The following is a 21,473-nucleotide window of genomic DNA, read 5'->3' on the forward strand; positions in this document are numbered from 1 at the left end:
AGAATGCCGACAATCACCATATACACCGACGGCTCGGCGCTGGGCAACCCCGGGCCGGGCGGCTACGGCGTGGTGCTGCTCTCGGGGCCGCACCGCAAGGAGCTCTCGCAGGGCTTCCGCCTGACGACGAACAACCGCATGGAGCTCATGGCCGTCTGCGTGGCGCTCGAGGCGCTGCGCTTCGAGGGCTCGGACGTCACGATCTACTCCGACTCGAAATACGTCGTCGACGCCGTGACCCGGGGGTGGCTCTTCGGCTGGGAGAAGAAGGGCTTTGCCGGCAAGAAAAACCCCGACCTGTGGCGCCGCTTCCTCGATGTCTACCGCCGCCACCGGGTCCGCTTCGTCTGGGTCAAGGGCCATGCCGAGACCGTCGAGAACAACCGCTGCGACCGCCTCGCCGTCGCCGCGGCCAACGACACGGCCCACCTGGCCGAAGACCGCGGATATACGCCCGGCGAGGAGTAGGCGGCACGGCCCGGGACTCCGTTTCCTGCCCGTTATGCGACCATAATTCGCCGATATTTCGCCTATTATTCTCTTTTCGCGCGATTTATTCCTATCTTTGTGCCGTCATTGCGTTAACCAACCAAACACTCCGGAATGTTCAAGACATACCTGCGGCTGCTGGGCTTCGCCCGCCCGATCGAAAAATACGCCATCCCGTACTTCTTCTACTCGCTCCTCTACGCGCTGTTCAACTCGCTGACGTTCATGCTCATCATCCCGATCCTGAACACGATGTTCGACGAGGGGTTCACGCCGGAGCCCGTGGAGACGCTGCCGCCGCTCGAACTCAATCAGGAGTACCTGGCCTCGCTGTTCAACTACGCCTACTCGCACCTGTTCGACACCTACGACCGGCAGAACGTGCTGATCCTGCTGGCCTGCGTGGCCATCTGCATCAGCCTGTTGAGCAACTTCTTCCGCTACATGGGCGCCTGGACCGTCGAGAGCATGCGCGCCAAGACCCTCCAGCGCATGCGCAACGAGATGTTCTCGAAGGTCATGGACATGAACGTCGGCTACTTCTCCGAGCAGCGCAAGGGCGACATCATCTCGAAGATCACCTCCGATGTCGGCGTCGTGCAGTTCTGCATCACCAACACGCTGCAGGTGGCCTTCCGCGAGCCGTTCCTCATCATCGGCTACATCGTCATGATGCTCGCCATCTCGTGGGAGCTGTCGGCCTTCTCGGTGCTGTTCCTGCCCGTCGTGGCGCTCATCATCGGCAACATCGTCAAGCGCCTGCGCCACCCGGCCCGCACCAACCAGAAGCGCACCGGCGAAATGGTCGCCACGCTCGACGAATCGCTCGCCGGCATCAAGGTCATCAAGAGCTACAACGCCACGCAGTACGTCAAGCAGAAGTTCTACGAGATCAGCGCCGACCTAGCGCGCCTCACCCTCTCGATGGCGCGGCGCCAGCAGCTGGCCTCGCCCATGAGCGAATTCCTCGGCATCACGGCCGTCGGGGTGATTCTCGTCTTCGGCGGCTCGCTCGTGGCCAAGGGGTCGCTCGACCCGGGCGGCTTCATCGCCTTCGTGGCGATCTTCTCGCAGATCACCCGCCCCGTGCGCACCTTCATCGACCAGTTCGCCAACATCAACCAGGGCATCGCCGCCGGCGAGCGCATCTTCTCGGTGATCGACTCGCGGCCCGAGATCGAGGACCGGCCCGGGGCCCGCGTCCTGCAGGGGCTGAAAAAGAAGATCGAGTTCCGCGACGTGCACTTCTCCTACGACGGCACGCGCGAAGTCATCGACGGCATCTCGTTCGAGATTCTCCGCGGACAGACCGTGGCGCTCGTCGGACCGTCGGGCGGCGGCAAGTCGACGCTCAGCGAGCTGATCCCGCGCTTCTACGACCCCACTTCGGGCGACATCCTCATCGACGGCGTTTCGCTGCGCGACTACACGCAGGAGAGCCTGCGCGCCCACATGAGCGTCGTGGCGCAGGACACCGTGCTCTTCAACGACACGATCGAGGGCAACATCGCCATGGGCAAACCCTCGGCCACGCACGAGGAGATCGTCGAGGCGGCCCGCATCGCCAATGCCGACAGTTTCATCGCCGAATGCGAGAAGGGCTACCAGACCAACATCGGCGACCGCGGCGTGAAGCTCTCGGGCGGACAGCGGCAGCGTCTCTCGATCGCGCGCGCCGTGCTGAAGAACCCCGACATCCTGATCCTCGACGAGGCGACCTCGGCGCTCGACACCGAGAGCGAGAAACTCGTGCAGGAGGCCCTGAACAAGCTGCTCGTGGGCCGCACGTCGGTGGTCATCGCCCACCGGCTCTCGACGATCCACAACGCCGACAAGATCATCGTCGTGGACCACGGTCGCATCGCCGAGCAGGGCACGCACAACGAGCTGATGGCCCGCAACGGCATCTATGCCAAGCTCATCGAGATGCAGTCGTTCGACTGACGCCTTCCGGCGGGACGGCCCAAACGCCCCGCCGCGGCAGCCATCCGGTGCGCCCTCCCCTTTCAGGACAAACGGCCTCACGCGCCACCTCCGCCTCCGGACAAGCGTCCGCGCACGGCACACCCGGCCTCAACAACGACTCACGGCACGCCCCCGCGGCGTGCCGTTTTGCATCGGGCGGCGCCGAAAGCGCTGTTTTTTGCAATTTTTCCAATCTTTTTTCCTATCTTTGCTGCTTGTCAGAAAACCGGCAAATAACAACCACACATACCTATGAAGTTCAAGGAGTATAAAGGTCTCGACCTGGCAGGTCTGGCCGCCAACGTGCTCGCCGAATGGGACGCGCACGACACCTTCCACAAAAGCATCACCACCCGCGAGGGACACCCCACGTTCGTCTTCTACGAGGGTCCCCCCTCGGCCAACGGCATGCCGGGCATCCACCACGTCATGGCCCGCACGATCAAGGACGTCTTCTGCCGCTACAAGACCCAGCGCGGCTACCTCGTGCACCGCAAGGCCGGATGGGACACCCACGGCCTGCCCGTGGAGCTGGGCGTCGAGAAGAAGCTCGGCATCACGAAGGAGGACATCGGCCGCCGCATCTCCATCGAGGAGTACAACCGCACGTGCCGCGAGGCCGTCATGGAGTTCACGGGCGTGTGGGAGGATCTTACGCGCAAGATGGGCTACTGGGTCAACATGGACGACCCCTACATCACCTACGACAACAAGTACATCGAGACGCTGTGGTGGCTGCTCAAGCAGCTCTACGACAAGGGGCTGCTCTACAAGGGCTATACGATCCAGCCCTACTCGCCGGCCGCCGGCACGGGCCTCTCGACCCACGAGCTGAACCAGCCGGGCTGCTACCGCGACGTCAAGGACACGACCGTCGTCGGGCAGTTCCGCATCCGCGACCCGAAGCCCGAAATGACGGGCTGGGGCACGCCCTGCTTCCTGGCCTGGACCACGACGCCGTGGACCCTGCCCTCGAACACGGCGCTCTGCGTCGGCCCGAAGATCGACTACGTGGCCGTGCGCTCGTACAACCCCTACACGGGTGAGAAGGTCACCGCCGTGCTGGCCAAGGCACTGCTCTACAACCACTTCAACAAGAAGGCCGAGGGTCTCTCGCTCGACGCCTACAAGCCGGGCGACAAGCTCGTGCCGTTCGAGGTCGTTGCCGAATACAAGGGCCCCGAACTCGAAGGCATGCACTACGAGCAGCTGCTGCCGTGGGTCAAGCCCGTGGAGACGGATGCCGACGGCAACTGGCACGACGCCTCGCAAAAGGCCTTCCGCGTAATCCTCGGCGACTACGTCACCACGGAGGACGGTACGGGCATCGTCCACATCGCCCCGACGTTCGGCGCCGACGACGCCTTCGTGGCGCGCGCCGCGGGCATCCCGTCGCTCTTCATGATCAACAAGCGCGGCGAGACCCGCCCGATGGTCGACCTCACGGGCAAGTTCTACCTGCTCGACGAGCTCGACGAGCGCTTCGTCGCCGAATGCGTCGACGTCGACCGCTACCGCGAATACGCCGGCCGCTGGGTCAAGAACGCCTACGACCCGCAGTTCACCGTCGACGGCCGCTACGACGAGCAGGCCGCGCAGGCTGCCGAGTCGCTCGACATCTACATCTGCATGAAGATGAAGGCCGCCTCGCAGGCCTTCCGCATCGAGAAGCACGTCCACAACTACCCCCACTGCTGGCGCACGGACAAACCCGTGCTCTACTACCCGCTCGACTCGTGGTTCATCCGCTCGACGGCCGCCAAGGAGCGCATGATCGAGCTCAACCGCACGATCCGCTGGAAACCCGAGTCGACCGGCACGGGACGCTTCGGCAAGTGGCTCGAGAACCTCAACGACTGGAACCTCTCGCGTTCGCGCTTCTGGGGCACGCCCCTGCCGATCTGGGCCACGGAGGACCGCTCGGAGATGAAGTGCATCGGTTCGGTCGGGGAGCTCATGGCCGAGATCGAAAAGGCGGTCGCCGCGGGCGTGATGAAGGAAAACCCCTTCCCGAAGTTCCGCGTGGGCGACATGTCGAAGGAGAACTACTCGACCGACCGCATCGACCTGCACCGCCCCTATGTCGACCAGATCGTCCTCGTCTCGTCGAAGGGCGAGCCGATGCGCCGCGAACCCGACCTGATCGACGTGTGGTTCGATTCGGGAGCCATGCCCTACGCCCAGGTACACTACCCCTTCGAGCACAAGGAGGGATTCAACGAGGTCTACCCCGCCGACTTCATCGCCGAGGGCGTCGACCAGACGCGCGGCTGGTTCTTCACGCTGCACGCCATCGCCACGATGCTCTTCGACTCGGTGGCCTTCCGCAACATCATCTCCAACGGACTGGTGCTGGACAAGAACGGCAACAAGATGTCGAAGCGCCTGGGCAACGCCGTCGACCCGTTCGAGGTGCTCGCAACCTACGGACCCGACGCCACGCGCTGGTACATGATCTCCAACTCGCAGCCGTGGGACAACCTCAAGTTCGACCGCGACGGCGTCGACGAGGTGCGCCGCAAGTTCTTCGGCACGCTCTACAACACCTACTCGTTCTTCGCCCTCTACGCCAACGTCGACGGATTCACGGGCCGCGAGGCGGAGATTCCCGTCGAAAAGCGTCCCGAGATCGACCGCTGGATCATCTCGCTGCTCAACACGCTCGTGCGTGAGGTGACGCGCTCGCTCGAGGACTACGACCCGACGCCCGCGGCCCGCGCCATTCAGGAGTTCGTCGGCGAGAACCTCTCGAACTGGTACGTGCGCCTGAACCGCAAGCGCTTCTGGGGCGGCGGCATGTCCGAGGACAAGCTCGCGGCCTACCAGACGCTCTACACCTGTCTGGAGACCGTCTCGATGCTGGCGGCACCCTTCGCCCCCTTCATCTCGGACCGCATCTTCACCGACCTGAACGCCGTGAGCGGACGACACGGCGACGAGTCCGTGCACCTGTCGACCTTCCCCGAGGCCGACGAGCGGCTCATCGACCCCGACCTCGAGGAGATGATGTCGCTCGCGCAGCGCGTCTCGTCGATGGTCCTGGCCCTGCGCCGCAAGGTCTCGATCAAGGTGCGCCAGCCGCTGACGAAGATTATCATCCCGGTGCTCGACCCCGCGATGGCGGCCCACATCTCGGCCGTGAAGAACCTCATCCTTTCGGAGGTCAACGTCAAGCAGGTGGAGCTCATCGAGGATACCACGGGCATCATCACCAAGCGCATCAAGCCCAACTTCAAGACCCTCGGCCCGCGCTACGGCAAGTACATGAAGCAGATCGCCGCCATGACCGCGGAGTTCTCGCAGGAGCGCATCGCCCAGATCGAGGCCGCACCCGAAACGGTGCTCGACCTCGGCGGAGAGCGGATCACCGTCACGCCGGCCGACTTCGAGATCACCTCGGAGGACATGCCCGGATGGCTCGTGGCATCGGAGGGCAAGCTCACCGTGGCGCTCGACATCACCGTGACGGACGAACTGCGCGCCGAGGGTGTGGCCCGCGAGCTGATCAACCGCATCCAGAACATCCGCAAGGAGTCGGGATTCGAGGTCACGGACAAGATACGCGTGGAGATCGAGGCAAAACCCGCCGTCGAGCAGGCCCTCGCCAAGTTCTCGGACTACATCGCGTCGCAGACGCTGGCCGTCGGGGTGAAGGCCGCGGCGGCTCCGTCCGGCGCCGTCGTCGTGGATTCCGATCTGGACGACGAGCCGCTGAAGATCGCCGTAACGCGGATTTAAGGTCCGCACACAATACGGAGGGGCCGGCGCACGTTATTCCCGTAAAATTTGGTATTTTCAGAATTAATACTTAATTTTACATAAAACCAAAAAAGAGAGTACCGACTATGGCAGACGAAAGAACCCGATACAGCGATGCCGAACTCGAAGAGTTCAAGCAGCTTATCCTGAAAAAGCTTGAGAACGCACGTGCGGACTACGAGCTGCTGCGCGCCACGATTACCCATACGGCAGACAACGATACGGAAGATACCTCGCCGACATTCAAGGTGCTCGAAGAGGGTGCGACGACCCTCTCCAAGGAGGAGAGCGGACGCCTGGCGGCCCATCAGATGAAGTTCATCCGCAACCTCGAGATGGCGCTCGTGCGCATCGAGAACAAGACCTACGGCATCTGCAAGACCACGGGCAAGCTCATCCCCAAGGAGCGGCTGATGAAGGTGCCCCACGCCACGGAGTGCATCGAGGCCAAGGAGCGCCGCAAGTAACCCGAAACCGGGGGGGGGAACGCCCGATCCTCCGGCTCGGGACGGGAGACAAATCCCTTCCGACGCAACCGATATGAAAAAAAGGTTCGCATGATGCGGACCTTTTTTTGTATGCAGCGTGATTCGCACAGCGTTTTTTGATACTTTTTGTCGTGAAAATGCGTTATCTTTGACGTATGTTCGCCCGAATCTGCATACTGTTCCTGCTGCTGACGACGGTCTTCCCCGCCGCCGCGCTTCCCGTGGGACCGAAAGTGCACAAACCCGAACATTTCACCCCCGACAGCGCCGGACGCTTCAACCCCGGGCGCGGCGTCAACAACCAGCGGCTCTACGACAGCATCCGCTCGAAAAGCTCGCGCCGCAAGGTGTCCAGCCTGCTCTACCGCATGATCTTCGTGCGCCCCGTGCTCGACACCACGGCGACCGGACAGGCCTTCGACGAAAGCGTGCTGCTCGAACCCTTCGCCGGCAAGACGATCGGCGAAATCGCCATCGAACGCCGGCAGGTCTTCGACCCCGACGGCAACTGGCTCGAACGCACGGCCAACAAGACGCACGCCCTGACGCGCGAACGGGTCATCCGCCGCGACCTCTTCTTCCGCAGCGGCGAAAAGCTCGACCCGCAGACGATCATCCGCAACAAACAGCTGCTGCGCTCGCGCTCCTACATCTCCGACGTCGACATCAACGTCGTGCCCGACCCCGAGGACACGACCCGCGTGAACATCGTCATCGCCACGCGCGACAGCTGGACCATCAGTGTCGACGGCGGCCTCTACTCCGAAGGGCGCACGATGGTGGGGCTCTACGACGCCAACATCTTCGGCACGGGCAACCTCCTGCGCCTGAAGACCAACTTCAACCGCGAGGACTTCTCCTACGGCGGCAACATGGTCGAATACGAGATACCCAACGTGATGGGGACCTTCTGCACGGCCGACTTCGCCGCCGGGCGCGACTTCTACAACTCGACGCTCAGCCTCGGGCTCCGCAAGGAGTTCCTCCGTCCGACGGACTACGAGATCGGACTTACCTACGGCGACATCCGCGAAAAACTCTACATGATCGAGCAGGACACGTCGCGGCTCGTCAAGCAGCGCAACCTCGACGCCTGGGGCGGCTATTCCCACCTCCTGCCCGGGATCCGGTCGAGCATCTACATCACGGGGCGCTACAACTACCGCCGCGAGAGCGAACGCCCCGCCGTGAGCCCCGACTACAACCCCATCCTGCACGACCAGGATGCCCTGCTGGCCGGCATAGGCCTCTACCGAGAACGCTTCTACACGGCCAACATGGTCTACGGATTCGGACTGCGCGAGTACCTCGCCACGGGATACAAGGCCGAGGTGGTCAGCGGCTATGTCTGGGGGGAATTCCGCGATGCGATGTACCTGGGCATCAGCGGACAGGCGGGCGGATTCCACTCCATAGGCTACCTCATGGGCGGGCTGACGCTCGGCAGTTACATCGACGCCACGAACGGCATGTGGCGTCAGAGCGCCGTGGATGTGGACCTGCGGTGGTTCTCCAACCTCTTCATGCTGCGCCGCAGCCGCATCCGCCAGTTCCTCTCGCTCAACTACACGCAGGGCTGGAACCGCCTCGCGGGGAGCGACGAAAGCATCCGCTTCACGAGCGAAAACGGCCTTCAGGCACTCAAGGAGTACGCCATCGGCACGAACCGCATGATCCTCAACACCGAGACGGTGCTCTTCTCGCCCTACCATCCGCTGGGCTTCCGCATCGCCTTCTTCGGCTTTGCGGACTTCGGGCTGATCGGCTATTCGCCCAACATCTTCAAGAACGAATTTTACACCTCGCTGGGCATCGGCGTGCGGCTGCGCAACGAGCGGCTGGTCTTCAACACAATCCAGATACGGCTCGGCATCGCCTTCGGCAAGCAGGGCCTTGTCGAGAGCGAGTATTTCCGGCTGTCGAACTCCACGCGCCTGGAGCAGGTCCGCTACCGCCCGACAAGACCCGAGATCGTCTCGTTCGAGTAAACGGACAGCCAGCCGGCTTCCTGCTTCGGGGTCCCGACTTCCGGCCTCCGGCCCCCGCCTTCGGACACCAAAAAGGAGCGGAGCGCCCGCAACAGGACACTCCGCTCCGATGAACTTTTTATCTTTTGCTTACGGATTCGTTCACTGCCCGCCGCCGGCCTGCCTCGTGGTGATTTCGATGGCTCCGTTGCGGCCCCGGCGGCCGTACTTCCGCCCGGCGCTTTCACTATTCAATACATTGATCTCCTCGATCGTCGAGACATCCAGCGCCGAGAATTTCCGGTAGGAGACCCGCTTGCCGTCAACCACGTAAAGCAGGTCCGCCTTTTTCATCTTGCCGGTGCCGACTACCACAATATCGTGCTCGCGCACGGCTGCAGCCTGCTCCGCCGTCGCGGCAGCATCCGCGGACGACGCGGAATCGGGCCCCTGCCACCCCTTCTCCAGGCTGCGCTGCGCCTCGCGCCACTCGTCACTGTCGAAATAGTCGCTCATGGCCGCCAGCTGCTCCTGCGCCACCAGCCACTCGGGGCTTTTGAAGTAATCGACCGTCGCCGCCACCTTCCGCTGCGCCTCGCGCCACTCGGCGCTCTTGAAATAGTCGCCCACGGCAGCCAGCTTCTCCTGCGCGGCCTTCCATTCCGGGCTCCGGAAATAGTCGGGAGACTCATTCATCTTCCGCTGCACCTCGGCCCACTCTTCACTCTGGAAGTAGCCGTTCGCACCGTCCAGCCTCTGCTGCACGGCCTTCCACTCCGGGCTCCGGAAATAGGCCGTCGCCTCCTCCGCCCGGCGCTGCGCCTCGCGCAACGCGATGCTGTCGGGCAGGGCTGCGCGCGTCGAGATCACCACCACCCCGTTGCGGGCCGCATCCCCGTAGCGGGCCGTGAAGGTCGAATCCTTGAGTACGGAGACCGCAGCGATCCGCTCGGCTTGAAGCCGCTGCACGCGGGCGGGGTCCGCCACCTCACCGTCGACAATATAGAGCGATGCAGGCTTCGCGTCCGGTGCGGAGAGCGCCTTACTGCCCTTCTCCGGCGCCGAAACAATCGTGCTCGAAGAGGATTCGAGCGAGGCCTCGCGCACGGAGTCCGTTCCGGACATCGTGGCCGGGAGCAGCGCCGTATCGGGCGCCTTCACGGTCGGGATTTGCAGCGTGCGGGCAAAAGCCCCCAGCGCCAGCGCCGTAAGCGGCAGGATGAGCAGCGTGCGGGCCGCCGCCCAGCGGGATGATCTTTTTTTCAGCATCATGGCAATACGTTTTTGAAGTTTACTGTGGTTGAAATTGTTGGCTGCGACAAAGGCCTGCGCGCCGACCGCCCGGCGGACCAGCAGCAGCTGGTAGGTGCGGGCATCGGCCCCGGCCTCGAGCACCGCACGGTCGGCCTCGTATTCGTGGATGGCGCACAACTCGCGCCGCAGCAGCCACATCGCCGGATTGAACCATTGCAGACAGCCGGCCATATCGGCCAAAAGCAGGTCCCACGTATGGCGCAGCCGCACATGGGCCCGTTCGTGGAGCAGGATCGCCGCGGTATCCGCCGCATCCTCCCGCTCGCCGAGCACGATCCAGCGGCCCCAGCTGAAGGGCGTAACCGGCTGCGGCGTGCGGACCAGCACCGCCCCGTCCGCAAGGCGTTCGCGGTGCCCGCTGCGGATCACCCGCACGACGGATGCAAGCGACCAACCCGTGCGGAGCAGGGCCGCGAGCACACCGGCCAGATAAAGCCCGCCCACAAGCGCCGCCCACGGGAAAGGCGCCGCAACCGAAGCCGGGACGGCAGCCGGCCGCATCTCCGCTGCACGGACCCATATTTCATAGGGTACGGGCACCTCGCGGCAGACGGTGATGACACAGAGGGGCAGGAGGAACGAGAGCGCCAGCAGCGCCAGCACGACAAGGCGGTTCAGCCGGTGAAACGTCTCGCGCCCGAGCAGCAGCCGGAAAAAGAGCCACGCCACGGCCAGGCAGGCCGCCACGCGCCACGTATAGGTCAGCAGGGCTTCCATGGTCAGCGGGTTTGGTCGGTCCGGTTCCTTTCGATGCGTTCGATCAGGGCGCGCAACTCCTCGACCGAGATTTTCTCCTCCTCGACCAGCGCCGAAACGGCCCCGAGGTAGGAATTTTCGAAATAGCGGCTGATGACGTTGCCCAGCGTGCGGCGCGAGAACTCCTCCTCGCTCACGGCGGCATGGTAGCGGTAGGTGCTGCCGTAATCCTCATGCGCGACGTAGCCTTTGGCTTCGAGCGAGCGCACCATCGTCGAAATCGTGTTGAAATGGGGCTTCGGGTCGGGGAACAGCGCCACCAACTCCCGCACGAACATCGGTCCGTGCTCCCAGAAGCGGTGCATCAGCTCCTCTTCGCGGCGTGTCAGCCGCTCCAGTGTCGTCTTGTTCTCCATGGCAGTCCGTTTTTTGGCTCCTCCATTGCGGTTCGCAGGCTTGCCGTCCGACTGGCGCTGCGATCCGGCAGGGAGGAGTGTTCACCGCAAAGGTAACTAAAAAATTTAATTGTACAACTATTTTTTATAGTTGTATCAAAAAAAAGCCCGGTCAGGGGGCGGAAAGCAAGGTCGCCGCACCCGCAAAAAGGCAGGCGCCCCCCGAAAAGAAAAAAGGAGATGCGGAACAACCCCATTCGCCGAAAAATTCCTAATTTTGGAACATGAAATGCCGGGAATCGCCAACGGGGCATCCCGTTGCACGGCAACCGACACGAACCAACCCGACACACGGAGATGGCACTCTTTTCCGAACGCGAAATCAGAGCACTGGCGGTCTTCCTGCCGCTGGCCGGACTTTTGATCCTGGGACTGACGCTGGCCCGGCCGAAGGCCGACCCCGAGGCGGCCCGCCGCGTCGAGCTCGCCATGGAACAGCGCACCGACACGGTCCGCATGCGGCCGTTCGATCCGAACACGGCCGACCGCGACGAGCTGCTCGCCCTCGGGCTGACAAACTACGAGGCGGTCAGCCTGCTGAAATACCGCGCGGCGGGCAAGGTCTTCCGCATCCCGGAGGATGTCTCGCTCTGCTACGGCATCAGCGACTCGACCTACCGGCAGCTGGAGCCCTACATCCGCATCGGACGCAAATACGCCATGGCCCCGCACGAATACCGCACCGGACGCCCGCTTCCGGAGCCGATGGCCCCCGCACCCTTCCGCATCGACACCGTCGGCGCCCAATACCTGCGCGCCATCGGGGCGCTGACGAAACGGCAGGCCGACGTGTTCATTCGCTGGCGCGACCTGCACGGCATCTACGACATGGAGGAGCTGCGCGACTGCTACGTCGTGAGCGACTCGGTGGCCGCGGCGCTCGAGCCCTATGTCATCTTCCCGGAGCGGACGCCCCACCCTATCGAGCAGCCCGTCAACCTCAACACGGCCGACTCGGCGACGCTGCGCCGCGTATGGGGCATCGGCGAGAAGACCGTCATGCGGATCATCGAATACCGCGAACGGCTCGGCGGCTTCGTCCGCACGGAGCAACTCGCAGAGATTCCGGGCATCACGGAGCGCAACTACGAGAAAATTTTGAAACAAATTTACTGCGACAGTTGTGAAATTCGGAAAATTGATATTAACTTTGCAAGCCCGAAAGAGTTGGGGCGGCATCCGTACATGGCGCCGGCAACGCTGAGGAGACTTTTGAAAGTACGCCAGTTGAAAGGAGGTTGGAGCACCGCGGAAGAGTTGATCGAACAGGACATAATGACCCGGGAGGAGGCAGCACGGCTGGCTCCGTATCTGGTGTTCGGCAAACAGAGCGGACCCGACGACGAGTAAACGGAACGAAAGGGTGAGCGGCGACGGAAGACGCAGGCTCCCGCAACAGAGGGAAGGGATATACGATTCCTCCGAAAAAAGGGACAGAACGGCAAAAGGCCAATGTCCCGCAACACGAAAGAAAACGAAAACAATAACAATAAAAAAGACAAGACCATGATTATCATGCCGGTAAAAGAGGGCGAGAACATCGAGCGCGCCCTGAAGAAGTTTAAGCGTAAATACGAGCGCACGGGCGTTCTGAAGGAGCTGCGCCGCCGCCAGTACTTCACGAAGCCCTCGATCGCCAAGCGCGAGGCCATGCAGCACGCCATTTACGTGGAGCACATGTACCGCGACGAGGAGTAATCCCCTCGCTGCGACAAGCCAAGGGCCGCATCCAGCAGGATGCGGCCCTTGCCACATAAATACACCCGATCCAGAACAGCAGGAGAAATCCGGAAAAAAGACGGGCCTGACGCACATGCGTCAGGCCCGTCTTTCCTATGCGGACAGGCAGTTGCCGCGACACGGCCGGAGCCTGCCGACCAGCCACCCTTATCGGATGAAGAGCAGCTCGCGGTACTTCGGCAGCGGCCAGATCTGGTCGTCGACGATCTCCTCCAGCTTGTCGATGTGGCGGCGGATTTCGTCGAAGCAGACGGCCACCGTGTCGTGGTAGGCAATGGCCTTTTCGCGCTGGTCCTCGATGCGGTTCGCATGCTTGCGCGCGTCGATCATCTCACCCGTCAGGCGCTGGATTGCTGCCGTGTGGTCCTGAATCTTCTTGATCAGCTCGATATCCGACGAGGCGTTCAGCCCCGGAATCTGCGACATCTTGTAGACCTTGTCCAGCAGCATCGCCTCGTACTTCGACGCGATGGGGACGATGTGGTTCATGGCCAGGTCGCCCAGCACGCGGCCCTCGATCTGAATCTTCTTCGTGTAGGTCTCCCACTTGACCTCCGTGCGGGCCTCGAGCTCCACCTTCGTGAAGACACCCATCTCGTCGAACATCCGCAGCGACGACTCGTCGAGGTACCGGTCGAAGATCAGCGGCGTGGAGGTCTCGCAGTCCAGTCCGCGGCGCTTCGCCTCGGCCTTCCACTCGTCCGAGTAGCCGTTGCCGTCGAAATGGATCGCCTTGCACTCCTTGATCATCTTCTTGAGCACCTCGTAGATGGCCTTCTCCTTCTTGACGCCGGCCTCGATCTTCGCATCCACGGCCTTGCGGAAGGCCGTCAGCTCGCTCGCCACGGCCGTATTGAGCGTAATCATCGCCTCGGCGCAGTTGTCCGACGAGCCCACGGCGCGGAACTCGAAGCGGTTGCCCGTGAAGGCGAAAGGCGAGGTGCGGTTGCGGTCCGTGTTGTCGAGCAGCAGCGTCGGGATGTGCGAGATACCGCTCATCTTGAAGACGTTTTTGGCATCGAAGCGGATCACGCCGTCGCCCTTCGAGGCGGCCAGCTTGTCCAGCACGGCCGAGACCTGCGTCCCGAGGAAAGTCGAGATAATGGCCGGGGGCGCCTCGTTGGCACCCAGACGGTGGGCGTTCGTGGCGCTCATGATCGACGCCTTGAGCAGTCCGTTGTGCTTGTAGACGGCCGACATGACGTTCACCAGGAAGGTGATGAACTGCAGGTTCTCCGACGCCGTCTTGCCCGGGCCGAGCAGGTTCACGCCCGTATCGGTGCCGAGCGACCAGTTGTTGTGCTTGCCCGAGCCGTTGATCCCCTTGAAGGGCTTTTCGTGCAGCAGCACACGGAACTTGTGGCGCCGCGCGATCTTGTCCATGACGGTCATCAGCAGCTGGTTGTGGTCGTTGGCCAGATTGGCCTCCTCGAAGACGGGAGCCAGCTCGTACTGGTTGGGCGCCACCTCGTTGTGGCGCGTCTTGACGGGAATGCCCAGCTTCAGGCACTCGTACTCGAGGTCCTTCATGAAGGCCATCACGCGCGTCGGGATCGCACCGAAATAGTGGTCCTCCAGCTGCTGGTTCTTGGCCGACTCGTGACCCATGAGTGTACGGCCCGTCAGCATCAGGTCGGGACGCACGGCCCAGAGGCTTTCGTCCACGAGGAAATACTCCTGTTCCCAACCCAGGTAGGCAAAGACGCGCTGCACGTTCTTGTCGAAGTAGCGGCACACCTCCGTGGCGGCCTTGTCCACAGCCGCAAGCGACCGCAGCAGGGGCACCTTGTAGTCGAGTGCCTCACCCGTATAGGCGATGAAGACGGTCGGGATACAGAGCGTCGTGTCGACGATGAAGGCCGGCGACGTGGGATCCCAGGCCGAATAGCCGCGCGCCTCGAACGTATTGCGGATACCGCCGTTGGGGAACGACGAGGCGTCGGGCTCCTGCTGCAGGAGCAGCTTGCCGGAGAACTCCTCCAGCACGCCGCCGTGGCCGTCGGGCTCGGCAAAGGCATCGTGCTTCTCGGCCGTACCGCCCGTCAGGGGCTGGAACCAGTGCGTGTAGTGGTCGGCGCCGTGCTCGAGCGCCCACTGGCGCATGCCCGCAGCGATCGAGTCGGCAACCTCACGCGTCAGCGGCGTGCGGTTCTCCATCGTATCGAGCAGCGCGGCGTAGGTCTTCTTGTCGAGGTACTTGCGCATGGCCGCACGGCCGAAGACCTTTTCGCCGAAATAATCCGACGGACGGCCCTCGGGCGCCTGCGCCTCGACGGCCGTGTGGTTGATGGCCGCATCGACCATCTTGAATCTGAGTAAGGATGACATAAAACTCCGTTATTGGATGACATGTTGCCGAGAAACGAAAACCGCGCGGGAAGGAGCCCGTATCTGCATCCTAACCTAACCTGAAACCCGGGGGCGGAGGGGCGTTTGCCACGCCGTCGTCCGATCCCGCGGAGCCGTGGCCCCTTCCCGGTGCGGTCCGTAATCTCTTTCGGCTGCAAATGTAATTATTTTCCCGATACGTTGTCAATTCAAATTTTGCATTTTTCCGGAAAACACCCGATTTTTTTCGCCGTTTTCCGAAAATAGGGCCTGTTTTTTCGGTATACCGCTGTTTTTTCAAGCCATTTTCCAAAAAACAGACCCGTTTTTTCACCGAAATGCAGAAAAACACCAATTTGCGCTTTTCATTATTTTAGAGAAAATAACATCCAATATTGTCCTTTTTATCCCCGACAAACAGCGTCGTTTCCATCTGCCTGCATGCCCGACCGCCCGGCCGCCCGGCCCCGTGCAGGAAAAGAAGCCGCGCACGAAGTGTTATTTTGTTAACAATTTCTTGCTGCAATCGACAATTATTTTGTAACTTTACGTGCCAATTTGAACAAAAGGAACACAACACTCATACTAATCTCTAAATAGTTATGGCAAATACCAATCGTGAAAAGCTGTTCACGGAATTCCCTCCGGTCCCGACCGAGAAGTGGGAGGAAGTGATTACGGCCGACCTGAAGGGTGCCGACTACGAGCGTAAACTCGTATGGCGCACGGGCGAAGGATTCAACGTCCGCCCCTACTACCGCGCCGAGAACCTCGAAGGCATCCAGTTCCTGAGCTCGCAGGCCGGCGAGTTCCCCTATGTAAGAGGTACGCGCGCGCACAACCGCTGGCGCGTACACCAGACCGTGACGGTCGCCTGCCCGAAGGAGGCCAACGCCGAGGCGCTCAAGCTCCTCAACTCGGGTGTCGACTCGCTCGGTTTCTCGATCGCCTCGGAGAACTTCTCGGCCGAGGAGCTCGACCAGCTGCTCGACGGAATCTCGATCCCCGCCATCGACATCGTCTTCTGCGGCGCGAAGGTGGGCCATCTGGCCGATCTCTTCCTCGCCAAGGTCGAGAAGGAGGGTATCGCCAGGGAGGAGGTGCACGCCGCCTTCTCGATCGACCCGCTCGTGCGCAACCTCTCCTCGAAGGGAGACTTCTGCTCGCCCAACGGTGAAAAGTGTTTCGCCCGCATCGCCGAGCTGATCCGCAAGACCGCCGAGTACAAGCACGTGCGCATCGTGACGGTCAACGCCCAGATCTTCGGCAATTCGGGTTCGACGATCGTCGAGGAGCTCGCATTCGCCCTTTCGGCCGGCCACGACTACCTCGTGCGGCTGATGGACGAGGGACTGACCATCGACCAGGCCGCCCGCAAGCTGCGCTTCACGTTCTCGGTTACGTCCAACTACTTCATGGAGATCGCCAAGCTGCGCGCCGCCCGCATGCTGTGGGCCAACATCGTCAAGGGCTACAACCCCGAGAAGAACTGCGCCGGCAAGATGCTGATCCACGCCGAGACTTCGCGCTGGAACCAGACCGTCTACGACCCCTACGTGAACATGCTCCGCGGCACGACCGAAGCCATGTCGGCCGCCATCGGCGGTGTCTACTCGCTCGAGGTGACGCCGTTCGACCGCGCCTTCGAGGCCCCCACGGAGTTTGCCAAGCGCATCGCCCGCAACGTCGAGCTGCTGCTCAAGCACGAGTCGCACTTCGACCAGGTCGTTGACCCGGCCGGCGGTTCGTACTATATCGAAAACCTCACGCAGTCGATCGCTGCCGAGGCGTGGAAGCTCTTTCTCGAGATCGAGCAGAAGGGCGGCTACACCGAGGCCTACAAGGCCGGCATGATCGTCGAGCGCGTGAAGGCTTCGGCCGCCGCCAAGGACAAGAACATCGCCACGCGCCGTCAGGTGCTGCTCGGCGCCAACCAGTACCCCAACTTCACGGAGGTCGCCGGCAAGGAGATCACCGCCGATGCCGTGACGCGCACGACGGCCGAGGGCAACATCCTCACGCCCTACCGCGGCGCCATGGCCTTCGAGGAGATGCGCCTGCACGTCGACCGCTCGGGCAAGAGCCCCAAGGCCTTCATGCTCACCTGCGGCAGCCTGGCCATGGCCCGCGCCCGCGCCCAGTTCTCGTGCAACTTCTTCGCCTGCGCCGGCATCCGCGTCATCGACAACACCTTCTTCAAGTCGATCGAGGAGGGCGTCGAGGCAGCCATCGCCTCGAAAGCCGAGATCGTGGTGGTCTGCTCGAGCGACGACGACTACGCAGAGGTGGCTCCGAAGGTCAAGGAGCTGCTCGCCGGCCGCGCAATCCTCGTGGTTGCCGGAGCTCCGGCCTGCACGCCCGAACTGGAGGCACAGGGCATCACGAACTTCATCAACGTGAAGTCGAACGTGCTCGAAACACTGAAGTTCTACCTTAAAGAGATGGGAATCTAATCATGAGAGCGAAATTTTCAGAACTGAAATACGATGCAGGCGCGCAGAAGAGCTGCTGCGCCTCGAAAGGCTGCGGCGAGGTGGAACCGTGGCTCACGGCCGAGCGCATTCCCGTCAAGGGCGCCTATACGGCCGAAGACCTCGAAGGCATGGAGCACCTGAACTATGCGGCAGGTATCGCCCCGTTCCTGCGCGGCCCCTACTCCACGATGTACGTCATGCGTCCGTGGACGATCCGCCAGTATGCCGGCTTCTCGACCGCCGAGGAGTCCAACGCCTTCTACCGCCGCAACCTCGCTGCCGGACAGAAGGGTCTGTCGGTGGCCTTCGACCTGGCGACGCACCGCGGCTATGACGCCGACCACCCGCGCGTGGTGGGCGACGTGGGCAAGGCCGGTGTCTCGATCTGCTCGGTCGAGGACATGAAGGTCCTCTTCAACGGCATTCCGCTCGACCGCATGTCGGTGTCGATGACCATGAACGGCGCCGTGCTGCCCGTGCTGGCCTTCTACATCGTCACGGGTCTGGAGCAGGGCTGCACGCTCGACCATCTCTCGGGTACGATCCAGAACGACATCCTCAAGGAGTTCATGGTGCGCAACACCTACATCTACCCGCCCGAGTTCTCGATGCGCATCATCGCCGACATCTTCGAGTACACGTCGAAGAACATGCCCAAGTTCAACTCGATCTCGATTTCGGGTTACCACATGCAGGAGGCGGGCGCCACGGCCGACATCGAGCTGGCCTACACGCTGGCCGACGGTCTGGAGTACCTGCGCGCAGGTATCAACGCCGGCATGTCGATCGACGCTTTCGCACCGCGTCTGTCGTTTTTCTGGGCCATCGGCATGAACCACTTTATGGAGATTGCCAAGATGCGTGCCGCCCGCATGCTGTGGGCGAAGATCGTCAAGCAGTTCAACCCGAAGAACCCCAAGTCGCTGGCACTGCGCACCCACTCGCAGACGTCGGGCTGGTCGCTCACGGAGCAGGACCCGTTCAACAACGTGGCCCGCACGGCGATCGAGGCCATGGGCGCCGCCCTCGGCCACACGCAGTCGCTGCACACCAACGCACTGGACGAGGCCATCGCCCTGCCGACGGACTTCTCGGCGCGTATTGCGCGTAACACGCAGATCTACATCCAGGAGGAGACCTCCGTATGCCGCGAGGTCGACCCGTGGGCAGGGTCCTACTACGTGGAGTCGCTGACCAACGAGATCGCACACAAGGCCTGGGAGCACATCCAGGAGATCGAGAAGCTGGGCGGCATGGCCAAGGCCATCGAGACCGGTATTCCGAAGATGCGTATCGAGGAGGCTTCGGCCCGCAAGCAGGCGCGTATCGACTCGGGCGTCGAGAAGATCATCGGCGTGAACGAGTACCGCCTGGAGAAGGAGGCGCCGATCGACATCCTCGCCGTCGACAACACGGCCGTCCGCGAGAGCCAGATCAAGCGTCTGAAGGAGCTGCGCGCCTCGCGCGACGAGGCCGCCGTGAAGAAGGCCCTCGCCGCCATCACCGAGTGTGTGAAGACCAAGCAGGGCAACCTGCTCGAGCTGGCCGTCGAGGCTGCGAAGGTCCGCGCCACGCTGGGTGAGATTTCCGACGCCTGCGAGGTGGTCGTAGGCCGCTACAAAGCCGTCATCCGTTCAATTTCAGGTGTATACAGTTCAGAAGTGAAAAACGACAAGTCTTTCGAGCACGCCAAGGAGCTGTGCGCCGAATTTGCCAAGAAGGAGGGCCGCCAACCGCGCATCATGATCGCCAAGATGGGTCAGGACGGCCACGACCGCGGTGCCAAGGTCGTAGCGACGGGTTACGCCGATATCGGCTTCGACGTCGACATGGGCCCGCTGTTCCAGACGCCGGAGGAGGCTGCCAAGCAGGCTGTCGAGAACGACGTGCACGTGGTGGGCGTATCGTCGCTGGCCGCCGGTCACCTGACGCTCGTGCCGCAGCTGATCGCCGAGCTGAAGAAGCTGGGCCGCGAGGACATCGTTGTCATCGTGGGCGGTGTGATTCCGGCTCAGGACTACGATGAGCTCTACCGCGACGGTGCCGCCGCCATCTTCGGCCCCGGCACGCCGATTGCCACGGCCGCCATCAAGATTCTCGAAATCCTGATGGCCGAGTAACGCCGAGCGTTACCGACTATGTTCGATTCCCTCCGACCCGTGTGGTCGGAGGGAATTTTTTTTGCAGTCCGGCAGCGCAGGACACCCCATCGAATCGTCCCCGGCAGTGAGCCGCTCCCGCAACGGACGACAGGGTGCGCTGCGGAGATGCGCTGCGAGCCATCCTTTCAGCCCCACCCCACCCTGACACATTGGCTGCCGCCGCAAGAGCACAAAAAAGCCGGATACCCCGCCCCGAAGGTCGGAATATCCGGCAAAAAAAATGCTTCGCGAAAGCGCCTACAGGCAGGCCTCGAGGATGCGACGCGCCATGGCACCATCGACGTTGTGCGCCTCGCCGTGATGCACGCCCGAGGCGTTGAAGCGGCGCTCCACCTCGGCAATCGAGGCCTCGCCGATTCCCTCCTCCGAGAGGTGCGTCGAGAGCCCCAGCGAGCGGAAGAAGGCCTCCGTGCGGGCAATCGCCGCGTCGATGCGCTCCTCCTCCGAACCTTCGGTGATGCCCCAGATGCGCTCGCCGTACTGCAGCAGCTTGCCGTGCTTCTGCTCGCGCAGCGTGCGCAGCGTGCCGTTGATGACGATGGCCAGCGTCGCGCCGTGCGTCAGGCCGTGCAGCGCCGTCAGTTCGTGTCCGATCATGTGCGTCGCCCAGTCCTGCGTCACACCCATGGCAATCATGTCGTTAAGCGCCAGCGTGGCCGAAAGCATGTACTCCGACATCGTGTCGTAGTCGCGCTCCTCGCCCAATGCCTTCGGGGCCACCTCGATCACCGTATGGAGGATACCTTCGGCCCAGCGGTCCATCAGGCGCGACTGTCCGGGCGTAGTCATGTACTGCTCGAGCACGTGCACGTAGGTGTCGGCCAGGCCGCAGGCGATCTGCCGCCCGGGCAGCGTGAAGAGCGTCTCGGGATCGAGCACCGAGAAGACGGGATAGTTGCCGTAGAAGGCGTACTTCTCCTGCGTTTCGTAACGCGAAATGACGGCTCCGGAATTCATCTCCGAACCCGTGGCGGCCATCGTGAGCACCGAGGCGAAGGGTACGCCGCAGGCGGCGCGGCCCTTGAGAACAATCTCCCACGGATCACCGTCATAGAGCAGGCCCGCGGCAATAAGCTTCGTGCCGTCGATCACCGAACCGCCGCCCACGGCCAGCAGGAAATCGACACCCTGCTCCTTGCCCTGCGCCACGGCCTTGCGCAGCGTCTCGACCGAGGGGTTGGGCTCGATGCCCCAGAACTCGGTCCAGGTACGCCCTTCGAGGGCGCGGACAACCTGGTCGTAAACCCCGTTGCGGCGCGCGCTGCCGCCGCCGAAGGTAATCATGATGTGTTTGTCGGCCGGAATCAGCTCGCCGAGCCGGACAATCTGTCCCTTTCCGAAGACGAGCTTCGTCGGGTTGCAATAGATAAAGTTGTTCATACGAAGAGGTATTGAAACAGTCGGTAAAATTCAATGGACTGGTCAAATTTAATAAAAAAGGGGCGTATACGCAACTGTCACGACCGTCGGGAAGAGGAAATCGGCTGACAAAACGCCCCAGAACCGTCCGAACCGTCCCGAGCCGAAAGCGAAACGGGAATCGAAGCGAACGGCGCTGTGTACGGGCTATACGGGACGTTGGAAAAAAACGATGAAGCTGCCCGAAGCAACTCCATCGTTTTTGTCAACCGGCCAT

General features: G+C 62.5%; 13 protein-coding genes. 9 read left to right on the forward strand and 4 right to left on the reverse strand.

The genetic code is table 11. The features are described from left to right. Window positions 1-3 precede the first annotated feature (3 nt). The 5 genes from rnhA to Q1Y33_RS05810 all read left to right on the forward strand — a co-directional run bounded on the left by rnhA (window position 4) and on the right by Q1Y33_RS05810 (window position 8,689). On the forward strand, window positions 4-468 hold the full coding sequence (gene rnhA, locus Q1Y33_RS05790) for a ribonuclease HI (RefSeq protein ID WP_300798798.1): 465 nt from the start codon (window positions 4-6) through the stop codon (window positions 466-468). 135 nt (window positions 469-603) lie between these two features. Continuing rightward, a complete protein-coding gene (locus tag Q1Y33_RS05795) occupies window positions 604-2,433 on the forward strand; it encodes an ABC transporter ATP-binding protein (protein WP_300798799.1) in 1,830 nt (609 codons plus the stop codon). Window positions 2,434-2,700: 267 nt separating this feature from the next. Continuing rightward, window positions 2,701-6,192: an isoleucine--tRNA ligase gene (gene ileS, locus Q1Y33_RS05800; protein WP_300798831.1), complete on the forward strand. Its 3,492-nt coding sequence runs from the start codon at window positions 2,701-2,703 to the stop codon at window positions 6,190-6,192. Between the two features lie 107 nt (window positions 6,193-6,299). Next, window positions 6,300-6,680, forward strand: coding sequence for a TraR/DksA C4-type zinc finger protein (locus Q1Y33_RS05805; RefSeq protein WP_087403686.1), 381 nt, complete (start codon window positions 6,300-6,302; stop codon window positions 6,678-6,680). Between the two features lie 176 nt (window positions 6,681-6,856). Next, entirely contained in the window at window positions 6,857-8,689 is a 1,833-nt protein-coding gene (locus Q1Y33_RS05810; protein ID WP_300798800.1) for a hypothetical protein, read from the forward strand. A gap of 141 nt (window positions 8,690-8,830) precedes the next feature. Here Q1Y33_RS05810 and Q1Y33_RS05815 read toward each other — a convergent pair whose 3' ends face one another. Together Q1Y33_RS05815 and Q1Y33_RS05820 are read right to left on the reverse strand one after the other, a co-directional pair. Then, a complete protein-coding gene (locus Q1Y33_RS05815) occupies window positions 8,831-10,699 on the reverse strand; it encodes a M56 family metallopeptidase (RefSeq protein WP_300798801.1) in 1,869 nt (622 codons plus the stop codon). A gap of 2 nt (window positions 10,700-10,701) precedes the next feature. After that, window positions 10,702-11,076, reverse strand: a complete 375-nt coding sequence (locus Q1Y33_RS05820; protein ID WP_300798832.1) for a BlaI/MecI/CopY family transcriptional regulator — start codon at window positions 11,074-11,076, stop codon at window positions 10,702-10,704. A gap of 354 nt (window positions 11,077-11,430) precedes the next feature. Between Q1Y33_RS05820 and Q1Y33_RS05825 the strand changes: the two genes are divergently transcribed. Then, a complete protein-coding gene (locus Q1Y33_RS05825) occupies window positions 11,431-12,483 on the forward strand; it encodes a helix-hairpin-helix domain-containing protein (protein WP_300798802.1) in 1,053 nt (350 codons plus the stop codon). A gap of 156 nt (window positions 12,484-12,639) precedes the next feature. After that, window positions 12,640-12,831, forward strand: a complete 192-nt coding sequence (gene rpsU, locus Q1Y33_RS05830) for a 30S ribosomal protein S21 (RefSeq protein WP_019149684.1) — start codon at window positions 12,640-12,642, stop codon at window positions 12,829-12,831. A gap of 189 nt (window positions 12,832-13,020) precedes the next feature. On the opposite strand, the gene Q1Y33_RS05835 is transcribed toward rpsU, so the two are convergent. Next, a complete protein-coding gene (locus Q1Y33_RS05835; protein WP_300798833.1) occupies window positions 13,021-15,177 on the reverse strand; it encodes a glutamine synthetase III in 2,157 nt (718 codons plus the stop codon). A 626-nt stretch (window positions 15,178-15,803) separates the two neighbouring features. Here Q1Y33_RS05835 and Q1Y33_RS05840 point away from each other — a divergent pair. Together Q1Y33_RS05840 and scpA are read left to right on the forward strand one after the other, a co-directional pair. Continuing rightward, a complete protein-coding gene (locus Q1Y33_RS05840; RefSeq protein WP_300798803.1) occupies window positions 15,804-17,654 on the forward strand; it encodes a methylmalonyl-CoA mutase family protein in 1,851 nt (616 codons plus the stop codon). Window positions 17,655-17,656: 2 nt separating this feature from the next. Further along, a complete protein-coding gene (gene scpA / locus Q1Y33_RS05845) occupies window positions 17,657-19,795 on the forward strand; it encodes a methylmalonyl-CoA mutase (protein WP_300798804.1) in 2,139 nt (712 codons plus the stop codon). Between the two features lie 279 nt (window positions 19,796-20,074). On the opposite strand, the gene Q1Y33_RS05850 is transcribed toward scpA, so the two are convergent. Next, a complete protein-coding gene (locus Q1Y33_RS05850; RefSeq protein WP_300798805.1) occupies window positions 20,075-21,217 on the reverse strand; it encodes an iron-containing alcohol dehydrogenase in 1,143 nt (380 codons plus the stop codon). Window positions 21,218-21,473: the final 256 nt, after the last annotated feature.

Origin of the sequence: uncultured Alistipes sp., from assembly GCF_949296715.1 — a bacterium.
In the GTDB taxonomy this organism is placed as follows: Bacteria; Bacteroidota; Bacteroidia; order Bacteroidales; family Rikenellaceae; genus Alistipes.